The 16,683-nt window shown below is 63.3% G+C and carries 13 protein-coding genes and 2 pseudogenes; 6 read left to right on the top strand and 9 right to left on the bottom strand.

The window, feature by feature from the left end; genetic code table 11:
- Position 1 precedes the first annotated feature (1 nt).
- Positions 2-886 (bottom strand): triphosphoribosyl-dephospho-CoA synthase, encoded by an 885-nt coding sequence (locus tag ACQKPS_RS03755; RefSeq protein WP_427602796.1) that lies wholly within the window; start codon positions 884-886, stop codon positions 2-4.
- A complete protein-coding gene (gene mdcA, locus ACQKPS_RS03760; RefSeq protein ID WP_427602798.1) occupies positions 887-2,548 on the bottom strand; it encodes a malonate decarboxylase subunit alpha in 1,662 nt (553 codons plus the stop codon).
- A gap of 312 nt (positions 2,549-2,860) precedes the next feature.
- Here mdcA and ACQKPS_RS03765 point away from each other — a divergent pair, with 312 nt between their 5' ends.
- Complete coding sequence (locus tag ACQKPS_RS03765) at positions 2,861-3,931, top strand: enoyl-CoA hydratase/isomerase family protein (RefSeq protein WP_254485349.1); 1,071 nt, start codon at positions 2,861-2,863, stop codon at positions 3,929-3,931.
- A gap of 16 nt (positions 3,932-3,947) precedes the next feature.
- A complete protein-coding gene (locus ACQKPS_RS03770) occupies positions 3,948-5,099 on the top strand; it encodes an acyl-CoA dehydrogenase family protein (protein WP_254485348.1) in 1,152 nt (383 codons plus the stop codon).
- A 6-nt stretch (positions 5,100-5,105) separates the two neighbouring features.
- Here the strand turns inward: ACQKPS_RS03770 and ACQKPS_RS03775 are convergent.
- From ACQKPS_RS03775 to ACQKPS_RS03790, 4 genes and pseudogenes are all read right to left on the bottom strand, one after another.
- Positions 5,106-6,061, bottom strand: a pseudogene (locus ACQKPS_RS03775) (AraC family transcriptional regulator).
- 246 nt (positions 6,062-6,307) lie between these two features.
- Positions 6,308-7,039 carry a hypothetical protein gene (locus ACQKPS_RS03780; RefSeq protein WP_427602893.1) on the bottom strand — a complete coding sequence of 244 codons (732 nt, stop codon included), beginning with the start codon at positions 7,037-7,039 and terminating at the stop codon, positions 6,308-6,310.
- A gap of 215 nt (positions 7,040-7,254) precedes the next feature.
- Positions 7,255-8,046, bottom strand: a complete 792-nt coding sequence (gene hisN, locus ACQKPS_RS03785; RefSeq protein ID WP_427602801.1) for a histidinol-phosphatase — start codon at positions 8,044-8,046, stop codon at positions 7,255-7,257.
- A 54-nt stretch (positions 8,047-8,100) separates the two neighbouring features.
- Positions 8,101-8,228: pseudogene (locus ACQKPS_RS03790) on the bottom strand (manganese efflux pump); the annotation flags it as partial.
- Between the two features lie 135 nt (positions 8,229-8,363).
- Between ACQKPS_RS03790 and ACQKPS_RS03795 the strand changes: the two are divergent.
- The 3 genes from ACQKPS_RS03795 to ACQKPS_RS03805 all read left to right on the top strand — a co-directional run bounded on the left by ACQKPS_RS03795 (position 8,364) and on the right by ACQKPS_RS03805 (position 12,974).
- A complete protein-coding gene (locus tag ACQKPS_RS03795; protein WP_427602803.1) occupies positions 8,364-9,254 on the top strand; it encodes a universal stress protein in 891 nt (296 codons plus the stop codon).
- 244 nt (positions 9,255-9,498) lie between these two features.
- The gene (locus ACQKPS_RS03800; protein WP_427602805.1) at positions 9,499-11,634 is read left to right on the top strand and encodes a TonB-dependent siderophore receptor; all 2,136 of its coding nucleotides are present in this window, start codon (positions 9,499-9,501) and stop codon (positions 11,632-11,634) included.
- 86 nt (positions 11,635-11,720) lie between these two features.
- Positions 11,721-12,974 carry a hypothetical protein gene (locus ACQKPS_RS03805; protein ID WP_254485342.1) on the top strand — a complete coding sequence of 418 codons (1,254 nt, stop codon included), beginning with the start codon at positions 11,721-11,723 and terminating at the stop codon, positions 12,972-12,974.
- A 53-nt stretch (positions 12,975-13,027) separates the two neighbouring features.
- Here ACQKPS_RS03805 and ACQKPS_RS03810 read toward each other — a convergent pair whose 3' ends face one another.
- The 3 genes from ACQKPS_RS03810 to ptrR all read right to left on the bottom strand — a co-directional run bounded on the left by ACQKPS_RS03810 (position 13,028) and on the right by ptrR (position 15,167).
- Positions 13,028-13,549, bottom strand: coding sequence for an acyloxyacyl hydrolase (locus tag ACQKPS_RS03810; protein ID WP_254485341.1), 522 nt, complete (start codon positions 13,547-13,549; stop codon positions 13,028-13,030).
- Between the two features lie 238 nt (positions 13,550-13,787).
- A complete protein-coding gene (locus tag ACQKPS_RS03815; protein ID WP_254485340.1) occupies positions 13,788-14,240 on the bottom strand; it encodes a carboxypeptidase regulatory-like domain-containing protein in 453 nt (150 codons plus the stop codon).
- Between the two features lie 60 nt (positions 14,241-14,300).
- The gene (ptrR, locus tag ACQKPS_RS03820; RefSeq protein ID WP_254485562.1) at positions 14,301-15,167 is read right to left on the bottom strand and encodes a putrescine utilization regulator PtrR; all 867 of its coding nucleotides are present in this window, start codon (positions 15,165-15,167) and stop codon (positions 14,301-14,303) included.
- 107 nt (positions 15,168-15,274) lie between these two features.
- Here ptrR and ACQKPS_RS03825 point away from each other — a divergent pair, with 107 nt between their 5' ends.
- Complete coding sequence (locus ACQKPS_RS03825) at positions 15,275-16,660, top strand: aldehyde dehydrogenase family protein (protein ID WP_254485339.1); 1,386 nt, start codon at positions 15,275-15,277, stop codon at positions 16,658-16,660.
- The last annotated feature ends 23 nt before the right edge of the window (positions 16,661-16,683 follow it).

Below are 16,683 nucleotides of genomic sequence, written 5' to 3' on the forward strand. Positions count from 1 at the left end.
TTCACAGGCTCCCGGCGTTGTCGAGGAACAGGCAGGCGGCCAACAGATCGGCAGCGCCACCCGGTGAGGCATTGAGTTGCAGCAGTTGCGCGTCCAGCAGGCGCAGCTGACGGCGGCCAGCGAGGCTGGCGCAGCCGCCGGCATCGAGCACTGCGCGGGCCCCCGCTTGCAAGGTGTGCAGGCCGTGCGGGCCGGCGCGCCAGAGCACGCAGGTGTCACTGAGCGCGGCCATGATCGCCAGCAAGGCATCCAGCCGGGCCTGGCTTTCGCTGGCGCCGGCGGCACGGCTGCGGCGCAGTTGGGGCAGGCCGTGTTCGAGCACGGCGGGGAAGCCTTGTTGGGCCTGTTCGCGGGCCCCTCCGGCGCCGTAGCGCTGGCGCACCTGGATGCCGTGGCTGTCTTGTGCGATGGCAACCGGGTCGTCGATCAGGGCGATGCGGCCGGCGCGGGCGGCAACTGCCTGGGGCGCGGCTTTGACATCGAGCGCTTGTGCGGCGACCAGCAGGCCAAGGGCCCAGATTGCGCCGCGATGGGTGTTGATGCCGCCTGTGGTGGCGAGCATGGCCTGTTCGCCTGCGCGGCCGATACGGCCCAGTTCGGCGCGCAGCGGTGGGCCGATTTCGCCATGGGCTTGCGCCGCTTCGGCCATCTGCCGCAGGCATGGCCACAGGGCCAGCGCCGAGGCGTGCATCATGGCCAGGGTCATGTCGGCGTGGGCGCCACTGCTGCGGCGGTCGACCAGGCCGGGTTTGGGCGACAGGTCGGCTTCGTCGATGAGGGCCTCGACGGCCAGGTCGGCAAGTCGGTCGGCCTGCGAGCTATTGGTTTGCAGGTCCGGCCCCTTCGCAGCTGACGCCGCTCCTACAGAGATTGCGTATGCCGTCATTTACCAGCTCCTGAACCGTGCGGGCGGGTTGTAGAGGCCGCCGGACCACTCGACCAGGTCGGCGATGCTGCGCGCGGCGAGCAACTCGCGGCTGGCGTCGGTGCGGCGGATGCCGAGGTCCTCCGGCAAGGCGATCAGGCCTTGCTGGCGCAGGCGCAGGGTGTTTTTGGGATCGTGACGCAGGCCGATGGCGGTGACGCCGGCGACGGCGGCGATCATCTGCTGGCGTTCTTCCAGGCTGCGCGCCTTGTACAGGTAGGCGATGCCTTCTTCGGTGAGCATGTGGGTGACGTCGTCGCCGTAGATCATCACCGGCGCCAGGGGCATGCCGGCTTTCTTCGCTACGTCCACGGCGTCGAGTTTTTCGACGAAGGTCGGTTTGCCACCTTCCTGGTAGGTCTCGACCATCTGTACCACCAGCTTGCGGCCGCGTTCGAGCAGGGTCTCGGGCACGGTCATGTCGAGCCAGGCCGGAGTCGCATGGCGCCGCCCGCGAGGGTCGTGCCCCATGTTCGGCGCCCCGCCAAAACCGGCCAGGCGGCCACGGGTGACGGTCGAGGAATGGCCGTCGCCGTCGACCTGCAGAGTGGCGCCGATGAACAGGTCGACCGCGTATTGCCCGGCCAGTTGGCACATCATCCGGTTGGAGCGCAGCGAACCATCGCGGCCGGTGAAGAACACGTCCGGGCGCTGGGCGATGTAGTCCTCCATCCCCAACTCGGTACCGAAGCAGTGCACGCTTTCGACCCAACCGGTCTCGATGGCCGGGATCAGGGTCGGGTGCGGGTTGAGCGTCCAGTTGCGGCAAATCTTGCCTTTGAGGCCCAGCGATGCGCCGTAGGTCGGCAGGATCAGTTCGATGGCGGCGGTGTTGAAACCGATACCGTGGTTCAGCGACTGCACCTGGTGTTTTTCGTAGATGCCGCGGATCGCCATCATTGCCATCAGCACATGCACCGGCTTGATGTGCCGTGGGTCGCGGGTGAACAGCGGTTCGATGTAGAACGGCTGGTCAGCGACCACCACGAAGTCGACCCAGGATGCCGGAATATCCACCCGTGGCAGGTCGTCGACCCGCTCCACCAACCGGTTGACCTGGGCGATCACCAGGCCGTCGCTGAAGGCGGCTGGCTCGACCAGCGCTGGCGTGTCTTCGGTGCTGGGGCCGGTGTACAGGTTGCCGTCGCGGTCGGCCATGAAGCCGGCGACCAGGGTGACATTGGGGATCAGGTCGACCAACAGCCGCGAGTACAGCTCGATATAGGTGTGGATGGCGCCGACTTCGAGCAGGCCGTCTTCCAGCAGCTGGCCGATGCGCAGGCTCTGCGGGCCGGCGAACGAGAAGTCGAGCTTGCGGGCGATGCCGCGCTCGAACAGGTCCAGGTGCTCGGCGCGGCTGACGCTGGGCATGATCATGTGCAAGTCGTGCAGGCGCTCAGGGTCGGCCTTGGCCAGCGAACGCGAGAGAAAGTCGGCCTGCTTCTGGTTGTTGCCCTCGAGCACCACGCGGTCGCCGGGGGCGATCAGCAGCTCGAGGGCTTCGACGATCCGCTCGGTGGGCAGCACCACACCGTCGGCCAAGTGACGGACGCGGTCCAGGCGGCGCTGCTTCTCGGCGCGCCGCCTGGACCATTGCGGCGGTGGATTCTTTGTTATGGTCATCAGGTGACTCCACGGGTTCGCTGTCGTGGGGGCACAGTAGGCCGAGCGGGATTGGGGGATCAATCAAGCTGGGGGGCTGATCGTTACGGTTGGAGTAATGGTTTGTGGTTCGAGGTGCCTGGCGCTGGATTTTCAGGGGTTTCGAGATCGAGCGCCGCAAAACCCAAGCCATGAACAATTCAAGGCAAAAACGCACGATCCCCCTGCAGATTTGTCCATTGCGCAAGATAATTTCGCATGCCAGGATCCAGCGATCCTCCAGCGCACTCCAGACTTCACTTGGAAAATCAATAACAAAGCAGGGAGAACGCGATGACCGCGCACGCTCATACCTCGGCAACGGCTCATGTACTGGCCGAGGTCCGCAACCAGATTGGCCACCTCACCCTCAACCGCCCAGCCGGCCTCAATGCCCTGACCCTGGACATGGTGCGCAGCCTGCGCCAGCACTTCGACCAGTGGGCCGACGACCCTCAGGTGCAAGCCGTGGTGCTGCGCGGCGAAGGCCCCAAGGGCTTCTGCGCCGGTGGCGACATCCGCTCGCTGCACGACAGCTACAAAGCAGGCGATACCCTGCACGAAGACTTCTTCGTCGAAGAATACGCCCTGGACCTGGCCATCCACCGCTACCGCAAGCCGGTGCTGGTGCTGATGGACGGCTTTACCCTCGGCGGCGGCATGGGCCTGGCCCAAGGCTGCGACCTGCGGATCGTCACCGAACGCAGCCGGCTGGGCATGCCCGAGGTCGGCATCGGCTACTTCCCGGATGTCGGTGGCAGCTACTTCCTGTCGCGCATCCCGGGCGAACTGGGCACCTACCTGGGCGTCAGCGGCGCTCAGATCCAGGCCGCCGATGCCCTGTACTGCGGGCTGGCCGACTGGTACCTGAGCAGCGACAAACTCGCAGCCCTGGATCAAGGGCTGGATACCCTGCGCTTTGGCGCTCACCCGCTCAAGGACCTGCAGAACCTGCTGGCCAAGCTCGGCAGCCAGGTGCTGGGCGATGCGCCGCTGGAAAAACTGCGCCCGGCCATCGACCATTTCTTCGCCCAGCCCGACCTGGCGGCGATCATCGAACAACTGCGTGCGGTGCGCATCGGCGACAGCCACCCATGGGCGTTGGCCACCGCCGAACAGCTGGAAAGCCGCTCGCCGCTGGCCATGGCGGTTACCCTGGAGATGCTGCGCCGCGGTCGCCACCTGGCACTGGAAGACTGCTTCGCCATGGAACTGCACATCGACCGCCAGTGGTTCCAGTACGGCGACATCATCGAGGGCGTGCGTGCCCTGATCATCGACAAGGACAAGCAGCCGCGCTGGAACCCGCCAACCCTGGCCGGGTTGTCGCGCCAGCGGGTCGACCAATTCTTCGAAGGCCTGTGAGCCCGGGAGTACACAGATGCAAGACCTGGAACTGAACGAAGAACAGATCATGATCCGCGACATGGCCCGGGACTTCGCCCGTGGCGAGATCGCGCCGCATGCCCAGGCCTGGGAAAAGGCTGGCTGGATCGACGATGGCGTGGTGCGCAAGATGGGCGAACTGGGCCTGCTGGGCATGGTCGTGCCCGAGGCGTTCGGCGGCAGCTACACCGACTACGTCGCCTACGCCCTGGCAGTCGAGGAAATCGCTGCTGGCTGTGGCGCCACTGGCGCGATGATGAGCATCCACAACTCGGTCGGTTGCGGCCCCCTGCTCGCCTACGGCACGGCTGAGCAGCAACAGGCCTGGTTGCCTCGCCTGGCCACTGGCGAGGTGATCGGCTGCTTCTGCCTGACCGAGCCACAGGCCGGCTCCGAAGCACACAACCTGCGCACCCGCGCCGAGCTGGTCGATGGCCAGTGGGTGATCAACGGCGCCAAGCAGTTCGTCAGCAACGCACGCCGCGCCGGATTGGCGATCGTCTTCGCCGTCACCGACCCGGAGCTGGGCAAGAAAGGCCTGTCGGCCTTCCTGGTGCCGACCGACAACCCAGGCTTCAAGGTCGACCGCAGCGAGCACAAGATGGGCATCCGCGCCTCCGACACCTGCGCGGTGACCTTCGACAACTGCCGCATCCCGGCAGCCAACATCCTCGGTGAGCGCGGCAAGGGCCTGGCCATCGCCCTGTCCAACCTCGAAGGCGGCCGCATCGGCATCGCCGCCCAGGCGCTGGGCATTGCCCGTGCTGCGTTCGAGGCGGCGCTGGCGTATTCACGCGATCGTATCCAGTTCGGCAAGCCGATCAACGAACACCAGAGCATTGCCAACCTGCTGGCCGACATGCAGGTGCAGGTGAATGCGGCACGCTTGCTGATCCTGCATGCCGCCCGGCTGCGCACCGCAGGCAAGCCGTGCCTGTCGGAGGCCTCGCAGGCCAAGCTGTTCGCTTCGGAAATGGCCGAGCGGGTGTGCTCGATGGCGATTCAGGTGCATGGTGGGTATGGGTATCTGGAGGACTACCCGGTCGAGCGCTACTACCGCGATGCGCGCATCACTCAGATCTACGAGGGGTCGAGCGAAATCCAGCGCATGCTGATCGCACGCGAACTCAAGCACTACCCGTTGTAAGCTCTCTCAGTGGCGCTGCCTGAGGGTTTCCGAAGGCAGCTCGCCAAAGTGCTGGCGATACACCTCGGCGAACCGCCCGAGGTGCATGAAACCGTAATCCATGGCCAGCTCGGTCACACTGCGCACCGCGCAACGGGTGTCACGCAGGCACGCATGCACCCGCTCCAGCTTGCGCTGGCGCACGTACTGCTTGGGCGTCATACGCAGCTGCCGATCGAACAGCGCATACAGCGAACGCACGCTGATGCAGGCCTGCTCCGCCAGCGCCTCGGCTGACATTTCGAGCTTGAGATTACGCTCGATGTATTCGAGGATCCGCTCCAGGCTCGCCCCTGGCGCACCCAGGCTTTCGCGGCGGATATTGGTGCTCATCAGGGTGATCAGCTTGCTGGCGACGATCTGGCTGTAGTGCCCCTGCACCCGCGCTAGCGAACCACTGACCTCGGCTTCGTGGCAAACCATGGCCAGCAGGTTGACGAAGCCATCCAGCTCTTCCAGCCGGTAGTGGTTGCGCAAGAACCGCACGCCGCCGTCCGGCCGTTGCCAGCGCTGTTCGTCACAAATGCTGTCGAGCAGGCGGGTCGGCACCTTGAGGATGAATTTTTCGCAGTCTTCGGAATAGGTCAGGTCGACCGGGTCGTCCGGGTTGATCAGCAGCAGTTCGCCCGGCACCAGGTGGTGCTCGCGCTGGTGCCCCCTCCACAGGCAATTGCCGTTGAGCAAGACCTGCAAGTGGTAGATGGATTCCAGCGCCGGCGAGGTGACCCGCACGCTGCCGCCGTAGCTGATACGGCACAGGTCGAGTTCGGCGAACTTGCGGTGGCTGAGGCTGGCCTGGGGGTGGCTGGTACGTGTCAGGCCGATGCAGTGCTGGCCCACGTGCTGGTTCACGTAGTCGGACACCGCATAAGGTCGGCGTGATGGAACACACTACTGCGCTCGCTCAGCAGGCGGCTTTCCATAGGCAAGGCACTCGGCATCGTTATTGTTCTGGGCGCCGCTTCCTACTGGCCCTAGGCCGGTGGTTGCGGTCGTTCACGGTCATTCTATCGGGCCGGGGTCGGGTTTCCGGGGGCAGCCGACCACTGGCGCACGCGGGTTACAGCTAAGCAAAAAGGCGGGGCTTGGGCAATCAGATGTTCGGATTGGGTGGGCGAATAGCGGACAACGGAGTGCCACTCGCCGGGCGATCATCGGACAGCCCCGGCTCACTGTACCGGCAGGAAGTTCATCAGCAGCAGGCTTTGCGCATAGTTCAAGCCGATCCGCCGATAGCGCTCGTCCAGCAACTCCGCCAGCAAATCCAGCCGCGCCACGATCTTGCCGAACTCCACGGCGAAGCTCAGGTTGCTGCCCTCTTCGGAAATCTCGTTGGAAAACAGCAGCAACACCCCGTTGGCATCCTGGCGCTGGCTGAGCATCCAGGTGGCCTTCTCGATATTGCGCGCCGCGTTGCTGACGAACAGCGGGTCGATGGTATCGGTCATGTAGAACTCGGTACGCCCGCCGTGCGCGGTGATCAGCATGCTGCCGATGGCGTAGATGAAGGCGCCGACCCGGTCGCCGAGAAACTCCGGGCTCAAGGCATGGCTCAGTGCAGCGAGGTCGCGCCGGTTGCCCAACTGCGGCAGGGGTTGGCGCTGTTCGATGGCGATGCGGATCTGGCGTTCGGCCGTGGCGGCGTCGAGGTAGCCGGACATCTTCCACTGGTTGGGGTTGCGCAGGTACAGCTTGTTCATCAGCAGGTACAGGCTTTGCAGGTTGTCGCGCATCGCCAGTGTGGCCATACGATCGACGCTGGTCTGGAACAGCTCGCCGGGCTTGCCGTTGCTGAACTGGCTGACGATGTCGTGGCCTTGCTGTTGGCTGCAGCCGGCCAGGCCCAGCAGCGCGCCTGCCAGTAGCAGGCGCGGGAAAAATCGGGGATTGCTTGCAACCATCGGCACCGGGTCGGAATCGGCGGCCACGCCGGGGATCAGCGCGGCCTGGCCAAGCATAGAGCCCGAAAAAAAGAAAAAGTGCGGTGATGAAAGATTCTGGATACCTGTACCGGCCTCTTCGCGGGCAAGCCCGCTCCCACAGGGACCTCACTGCCCTTGAGAGCAGTGCAGTACTTGTGGGAGCGGGCTTGCCCGCGAAGAGGCCGGTAAATCCATCACATGGCGTGGCGGAGCATCTCCACAACCTGCGCATGCAGCGCCGGGTCACCACAAGCCACCACACAACCGCCATGCTGCGCACTGCTGCCATCCCAGGCAGTGATCACCCCGCCCGCCCCTTCGATGATCGGCATCAGCGCCTGCACGTCATACGGCTGCAGGCTCGCCTCGACGATCACGTCGACGAAACCCGATGCAAGCATACAGTAGGCGTAGCAATCACCACCGTAACGCATCAGCCGCGCCTTGCCCGCCACCGCCTCGAACGCCGCCTTGCGCTCGGCGGTGTCGAACATGTCCGGCGTGGTGCACATCAGCGTGGCCGCAGCCAGGTCGGCGCAGGCTCGGGTTTTCAGCGGCGTGCCGCTGCGCCAGGCGCCTGCCGGGGTACCGACGAAGCGTTCACCGGTGAACGGTTGGTTCATCACCCCCACCACCGGGCGTGTGCCATCGTTCAGGGCAATCAGCGTGCCCCACAGCGGCAAGCCGGTAATGAACGCACGGGTGCCGTCGATCGGGTCGAGCACCCAGGTCAGCGGGCTGCTGCCTGCGGCGACGCCGGCCTCTTCACCGAGGATGCCGTGCTCCGGATAGCGCGCCTGGATAAGCTCGCGCATGGCGTCTTCGGCTGCCTTGTCGGCCACGGTCACCGGGTCGTACAGACGCCCGCCTTTGTCCTCGACCTCAAGGCTTGCGCGGAAGTACGGCTGGATCGCCAGCGCAGCGGCATCGGCCAGCTGCTCGGCGAAGGCTTGGAATTCGCCGATCTGTTCAGCGCTCAGGGACATGGTGCAGGCCTCGTGGAAAATATCGGGGCTGCATCATACCCGACAACCTGCGTGTTACACCGCTGTCAGGTGCTCATACAGAATAGTTGCCCCGACCAGCATCAGTACGATACCACCATGATCTCGGCGCGCTTGCCCACCACCGAGCCCACCGCCCGCCCGAGCATGGTGCCGATGGTCACCCCAATGAGTGGCGCGCTGATATCAGTGCAAGGTGAAGCGAGCGTGAAAGGTTTTGCCTGGCTGAACCGGGTCTAGACTGTACAGACCAGATGACATGGCATGAACCGGGGGGCTGCCACACGTGGAGGTGTGCGATGAGCCAGTTCAAGCGTCTGTTCGTCATGCTCGGCCCGCAAATGCGCCATACCCCGGCGCTGCAGCGCGCGGCGGCCCTGGCCGAGTCCAGTGGTGCCCTGCTGGATATCAATGTATTCGTCGACGATGTCGACACGTTTGGCCTGATGAGCGACGGCCACGAACGTGAGCGCCTGCTCGCCGACAACCGCCAGTGGCTCGCCGACGAGGCTGAGCAACTGGGCAACGCCGGGCTGGATGTCTCCACCGAATTGCTGCTGACCCGCGACCCGCTGGGCAGCGTGCTCGAACGCCTCGAACGGCTGGGTTGCGACCTGCTGATCAAGGACGTGCAGCACGAGCCGGTGCTCAAGCGCCTGCTGGTCACGCCGCTGGACTGGCAACTGCTCAAGGAAAGCCCGGTCGCCGTGCATCTGGTCAGCGACATCCGCCTGCCGCTGCCGCGGCAGATTGCGGCGGCGGTGGACCTCGACTGCCACGGCGCAGGCGAGCATCTGGACGACAGGGTGATCCGCAGCGCCCATGCCCTGGCCTTGCAATGCAACGCCGAACTGCACCTGCTGCATGTGTGCGATGCAGCCAAGACCCATATCGCCGACTTCGGTGCCGGCACGGTCACCATGCCGGGGTTCGATGGCAGTGTGCGCGCGGCGCAGCGACCGGCCTTCAACCGGCTCGGCGACCATCACCAGATTCCACTGGAGCGACGGCACTTTATCGAGGGTGCGGCCATACGCGCGATTGCCCGGTTCGTCAGCCACAGCCGGATGGATGTGATCGTGATGGGTAGCCACCGGCATGATGCGATGCAGACATTCCTGGGTGGTACCACGGCGCACGTGCTGGAGCATCCGTTGTGCAATGTGCTGGCAATCAAGGACAGCCGCTGAGACTTGCACGGCCCGAACCGGCCTCTTCGCGGGCAAGCCCGCTCCCACAGGTATACCATCAGCCCGAAGCACTCCAGGCTCCCTGTGGGAGCGGGTTTACCCGCGAAGAGGCCGGACCTGCAAAGCTAATGGCATCTGGCACACCAGTTCCATTTAAAAAGAATGCATTTGATAATGATTCGTAGTAGTTTCTCGGCGCTTCTACCACTCCCCATCAGCGCCCTACTCCAGGATCGTACTGTCGATGCGTCGCACGTTCGTTTCGCTTTGTGTGCTTCAAGCTATCTCCCCGCTGGCCTTCGCCGAGCCTGAACCTTTCGGCGAACCCGCCCAGATCGAACTCCAGGCCCTGAACATCACCAGCAGCGCCGACAGCGAACGCGCCGATGGCCCGGTGGATGGCTACAAGGCCACCCGCTCGGCCAGTGCCACGCGCACCGACACCGCCCTGCACGAAACCCCGCAGTCGATCAGCGTGGTGCCCAAGGATGTGCTCGAAGACACCGGTGCCACACGCCTGCAGGATGGCCTGGACTACGCCGGCGGCGTCGGCCGCGCCAACAACTTCGGCGGCCAGGGGCTGACCACCTTTACCGTGCGCGGCTTCACCACCGGCGAGTTCTACCGCAACGGCTTCCCGATCAACCGCGGCTACCCCAACGCCCCCGACGCCAACACCGTCGAGCGCCTGGAAGTGATCCGCGGCCCGGCCACCAGCCTGTATGGCCGTGGCGACCCCGGTGGTACGTTCAACGTGGTCAGCAAGCAGCCGCTGGCCGAGCCCAAGGTGACCCTCGGCAGCCAGCTCGACGACCAGGGCATGCACCGGGCGACCCTGGACGCCACCGGCCCGCTGAATGCCGATGGCTCGCTGGCGTATCGCCTGAATGTGCTGGGCGAAGGTGGCGAAAGCTTCCGCGACGATGTCGAAAGCGAGCGCTATGACGTTGCACCGGTGATCAGCTGGCAGGTCAACGACGCCACCAATGTCATCTTCGAAGGCGACTTCATGCGCAACAACCACCCGCTGGATCGCGGCCTGACCCGCCTGCCCGGCCAGATCGGCACTGCCTCGCGGGACACCAACGTCTGGGAAAAAGGCAGCGACAACCTGCTGCACAACGACAACGACATGGCCCAGTTGCGCTTCGAGCACCTGCTCAACGACGACTGGACGCTGGGCGGTGGCATGCAATGGCTGGACGGCTCGCTCAAGGGCAATGCGGTGGAAGCCAACGGCCTGCAGGCCGACGGTCGCACGCTGGGGCGCAACTTCAACTACCGCAAGCTGGAGTGGACCGACCGTGACTACCAGCTCAACCTCACCGGCCACTTCGACACGGGCGGCTTCGCCCATACGCTGCTGACCGGTATCGAATACGAAGACTACGACTACAACTCGATCATCCAGCGTTCGGCCGCCGGTAGCGGTGCCTACCCGATCGACATTTTCGACCCGGTGCTGGGCCAGCCGCGCCCTGCCCTGACCCGCACCACCACCTATGACCAGGAAAACCTCAAGACCTGGGCGGCATTCATCCAGGACCAGGTGGCCCTGACCGAGCGCCTGAAAGCCCTCGCCGGGGTGCGTTTCGAGCGCTACGAACATGACTACGACAACAAGCTCAACAATGCCGGTGACTTCAGCAAGGGTGAGAACGGCGTCACCCCGCGCCTGGGCCTGATCTACGACCTGACCGACACCGTTGCCGTCTACGCCAACACCGCGCGCTCGTTCAAGCCCAACAGCGGCGCGAGCCTGCAAGGCACGGGCTTCGACCCGGAAAAGGGCAAGTCATACGAGCTGGGCGTGAAGTGGGAAGCGCTGGATCGCCAGCTGAGCGTGGACGCGGCGATCTACCACATCGTCAAGGAAAACGTGCTCACCCGCGACCCGAACGACCCGAGCGGCACCTACAGCGTCGCTGCCGGTGAAGTGCGCAGCCGCGGCCTGGACATCAACGTCGCCGGCAACCTGACCCCGCAATGGCGGATGATCGGCGGCTATGCCTACGTCGATGCCGAGGTGACCAAGGACAACGGCCTCCCCACCGGCACCCGCCTGGCGAACATCCCGCGCAACAGCTTCAGCCTGCTCAATACCTATGAGTTCCAGGACGGGCTGGCCAAGGGCCTGGGTCTGGGGGTTGGCGTGAAGTACGTGGATGACCGCGCCGGGCAGACGGCGGCCAGTACCTACACCATGGAGCGCTACAGCGTGGTCGACCTGCTGAGCTTCTACAAGGTCAATGAGCACGTGCGCTTGAACCTGGACGTGAAGAACCTGTTCAACAAGGGTTATGACGAGGGGGCGTTCAACACCTATGTGTACCCGGGCGCGCCGCGCACGGTGCAGGCCGGGGTATCCTACACCTTCTGACACCTGATAAAACTAGCATTTCTACCAGTTTCTGATCTGTGATGCCTGAGTAAAGATATGCGCTCAGGCCAACGGGAGAGTAGACAATGTTGAAAAAAGCTGGAGAACTCGATACGGGTTATGGCGAAAATGGTTATGCCGCATTCCCCGGCATGCCTCCTGATAAAAATGCATACGTTATCGCCGTCACTCAAAATACGGACGGCAGCCTTTCCGTAGCTTGCTCATCCCAAGGAGAGGAGCGCGGAAATTACTTTAGCCGTCTGACCCCCAATGGAAAGTGGGACGATGCAATGGGATTCAAACCGGTCATCGTAGCGACCGGCCAAGATGCATCCGCCGGGCACTTTTCAATGCTCACGCATAGCCGTGGAGGCAACACGTATGTCGCACAAGCCAAAACGTATTTCAGGGAAGCAGATGACGACACCGAGACTTGCGCAGTGGGCCAGTACGACCTGACATTCACTGCGCTGGCCGGTTTCGGTAAGTTGGGCATTACGCTTCATGTCCCGGATAATGCGCCGACTGAACCCAATACCAAAGAACCGATCAAAGTGTTACGCAGTGAGAGAGTCGGCGGCGCCATCAGGTCGTTATACATGGCAAAGCGCAGTACAGACAGTGCGCCGACGGCCTGGCTTGCCTTGCTGGACCCTCTATCAGGCATGCCACTGCCGGGGCTAGGCGAGGACGGCAGTAAAACGCAACTTGCGCTGCCAATACTGGACGTAGAACCAGGTACGCCCACTTACCCATTGACAATCACTGACAGCTATTTTTTTGATGACGGCAGTCTGCTTCTTGCCGGAACTACCGATTGGCGTCAAGTCATCGCCAGGTTCAGGCCCGATGGCCTGTTGGATACCAACTTCATCATTCGACAAGTCGCCGCTTTTCGAAAAGAGGTAAAGGTTGCGGTGGATCTTGAAAACCAGCGAATTGTAACGGTCGCCGGGACCCCTCGAAACTTTGGAGAGAAATCCGCGTTGATTGTACGGCGCTACTTGTTAGATGGTCGTATCGATACTGAGTTTGGCAATGATGGTTTGACCAATGTTTATTTTGACAACTTTGAGTGGAACACAGTTCACGGAGTAGGCATCGACTCGGAACAGCGTGTCATGATCGGTACCAATCAACGAAACGGCATCGATGAGTCGAATGATGCGACCGTAACACGATTGTTGGCAAATGGAGACACGGATGAAACCTTTGGCAGCCAAGGCCACTTTCAGGACGCTAAACTGCAACTGGAAAACTTGCTATTCAACGAGGGTGAGTTAAAGCTGTTAACGCGAAGAGGCAATGATTTCTTGGCCATTCGACTACACCTTTAAACGCCGATGCAAACCCAAGACCTGGGATGCTCCCGAGCCTTGGGTTGACTGACTCAAAAGCGCTTGCTGTAGAACAGCGAGTACGACTCGATGCCGTCGTTCGGTTGCTTGATGCCGGCATTGGAATAGTGCATCAGACGAACGCCCACCTTCTGCTCACCCGGCAGCTTCAGGCCGAAGCCGATGCGGTCTTCGAAATTGACTGCCGAACCCAGCTTCTGGTCGCCCACGTCGGTCTTGGAGAAGGCTGCCAGGCCAATACCGGCTTCGACATACGGGGTGTAGGTGAAACCGCTGAACTCGTAGGTGAACACCGGGCTGAACGACAGCGAGTGAGCGCCGCTGGCGTCCCCCCCTTCCCAGTAGGTGTAGGCTGCATCCCAGTAGCCCGTCACATAACCGATGTCACTCTTCAGCCACTGCTTGTCCCAGTCGAACGCCATACCGAGACGGTACGTCATGTCGCCCTGGCTAGTGGCACCAACGGCGCCGGAAATTTGAGCAGCCTGGGCCAGAGGGGTGCCCCCGAGAACCAATAGGGCGGCGGCCAGCGTGCTGGCAAGACGGGTTTTCATCAATGACTTCTCCTGATGGTCACACGGGCAAGTGGGGGCTAGAGCCCCTCGATTTTTGCGGTGAACGGTACATCCAACCGGTCACACGGGGAAACACTTTTCTGATTATTGTCCAGATAATCAGAAAGTTGAAAGTAAATTGCCAGCATTGTTTGAATTTACCGGCAGTGCCCTGCTGCTGATGGCGGCAGGTCCCCGCCCAGGCGGAGTACAGATGTACTCCGCTGATTATGGACGCTCAATGCCAGTTCAGGCTTGCGGTGACAGGCGTCTTGCCGTTCACCGTGACCCGTTGCTGGACCGTTGTACCCTGCACCTGGCCGATGACCTGGTACTGGCCGGGTGGCAGCTGTACATAGACCAACGGTCCGGCATCCTGCAGGCTCAACACGGACTTGCCTTGTGCATTTTGGATGTCGACGGCAGCGCCGCTTTCGAATTGGCCGTGTGCGCCGGTCGACAGTTCGACGTGCAGGTCATAACCCGGGGTCCGGCGTATGGCATTGGCTTCATCCTGACCGATACCGCCCGCCAGGTAGCGCACGCCATTCTGCTCCTGCGGCTGCACTTGCACGGCTTGCATGTCGATGGGCGCGTTGTGGTCGTCCACTTCAGCAGCAGCGGCCAGGGTCCAGGGCAGCGCCAGTGCGATCAGCAACGTGGTGCCCACAGCATGGTGATGGTTACGCATGGTCAGCTCCTCCTCAAGGAGATGGCTTACCTGACGTTTGACCTCACACCGTGCTGATGTTCACGCCGCTCGCCGCTCTTCGAGAAGTTTCACGAACATGCTCAGGCTGCGCGAAACCGTGCCACGGCGCCATACCAACCAGGTCTTGAGGTAGCGGAACTGCTCCTGCATCGGCCAGGCGCAGACCGTGCTGCAGCCAGGCATGTTGTCGAGCATGCTGCGCGGCAGCATGGCCAGGCCGGCACCGGCGCTGACGCAGGCGAGCATGCCATGGTACGACTCCATTTCGTGGATCTTGCCAGGCACCGCCTGGTCCTGGACAAACCAGTTCTCGAAGTGGTGACGGTACGAGCAGTTGGCGCGAAAGGCATAGATGTTCGCGCCGTTGACATCCTGGGCACGAGTGACCGGGGCATGGTTGAGTGGCGAGATGATCACCATTTCCTCCTCGAACACCGGCATGCCTTCGAGCGTGGGGTGCAGCACCGGGCCATCGACGAAGGCCGCCACCAGGCGCCCCGCCAGCACACCTTCGAGCATGGTCCCGGAGGGGCCGGTGGACAGGTCGAGGTCGACCTTGGGGTAGCGCTGGTTGTAGGCCGCCAGCAGCGCAGGGATGCGCACCGCCGCGGTGCTCTCCAGCGAACCCAGGGCGAAGGTGCCCTGGGGGTCCTCGCCGGCAACGGTCAGGCGAGCCTCGTGCACCAGGTCGAGGATGCGCCGCGTGTATTCCAGGAAGTTCCAACCCGCCGGTGACAGGCGCAGGCGGCTCTTTTCGCGGATGAACAGTTCGACGCCGAGGTCTTCCTCCAGCTGCTTGATGCGCGTGGTCAGGTTCGACGGCACCCGATGGATATGCTGGGCGGCGGCGCTGATGCTGCCCTGTTCGGCCACGGCCTTGAAGATCTCCAGTTGCACCAGATCCACAGTCATTCTCCAAACGTGAATGTTTCGCTCATTATTATTCAGTTTTCATTAAAGCCATAGCCCTCTAGTCTGGCGTCACCGAGTAACAACAACGAGAGTGACCCGCCATGAGTGCGATCAGCAGCCTGACCCACGCCATCTCCGTCGACCCGTTCAGCGGCGAGCAGATTGGCGCCTACCCCTTCGACACCGACGCCGCACTGGAAGCGGCGCTGCAACGTGCCAAGGCTGGCTACGGCCAGTGGCGCCAAGTGTCGCTGGGTCAGCGCAGCGAGTACCTGCTCGCCCTGGCCAGCACCCTCGAAGCCAAGGCCGAAGCGTTCGCCCAGATGGTCAGCCGCGAGATCGGCAAGCCGATCGCTCAGGCCCGTGGTGAAGTCGCCAAGTGCGTCGGCCTGTGCCGCTGGTATGCCGAGCACGGTCCGGCCATGCTCGCCGCCGAGCCGACCCAGGTCGAGAAAGCCCGCATCGAGTACCGCCCGCTGGGCCCGATCCTCGCCGTGATGCCGTGGAACTTCCCGGTCTGGCAGGTGCTGCGCGGCGCCGTGCCGGCGATCCTGGCCGGCAACACTTATGTCCTGAAGCACGCACCTAACGTGATGGGCAGCGCCTACCTGCTGGGTGAACTGTTCAAGGACGCCGGCCTGCCCGAAGGCGTGTTCGAAGTGCTGAACGTCACCCCGGACGGCGTCACTCGCGCCATCAACGACGTACGCATCGCCGCCGTGACCCTGACCGGCAGCGTGCGCGCGGGCATGGCCATCGGTGCCCAGGCGGGCGCCGCGTTGAAGAAATGCGTGCTGGAGCTTGGCGGTTCCGACCCGTTCATCGTGTTGGCTGATGCTGATATCGACGCCGCGGTGCAGGCCGCCGTGATCGGTCGCTACCAGAACACCGGCCAGGTCTGCGCCGCCGCCAAGCGCCTGATCATCGAACAAGGCATCGTCGAGGAATTCACGCACAAGTTCGTCGAAGCCACGCGCAAGCTGAAAGTCGGCAATCCGCTGGAAGACGACACCTACATTGGCCCGATGGCCCGCTATGACCTGCGCGACGAACTGGATGGCCAGGTGCAGGCGACACTGGCCGAAGGCGCCACCCTGCTGCTGGGCGGCGACAAGGTCGAAGGGGTTGGCAACTTCTACGCACCCACCGTGCTGGCCAACGTCACCCCGGACATGACTGCCTTCAAGCAGGAGCTGTTCGGGCCAGTGGCGGCGATCATCACTGCCCGTGACGCCGATCATGCGGTTGAGCTGGCAAACGACAGCGAGTTCGGCCTGGCGTCGACCATCTACACCGCCGACTATGCGCTGGCCGAGCGCATGACTGCCGCGCTGGATACCGGTGGCGTGTTCATCAACGGCTACTGCGCGTCCGACCCCCGGGTGGCGTTTGGCGGCGTGAAGAAGAGCGGTTTCGGGCGTGAGCTGTCGCACTTTGGGGTGCGCGAGTTCACCAATGCCCAGACCGTATGGCTGGATCGCAACTGACCTTGATTGGGGCTGCAAAGCGG

It is taken from the genome of Pseudomonas sp. NPDC086566 (assembly GCF_050280885.1).
Taxonomy (GTDB): Bacteria; Pseudomonadota; Gammaproteobacteria; order Pseudomonadales; family Pseudomonadaceae; genus Aquipseudomonas; species Aquipseudomonas vlassakiae.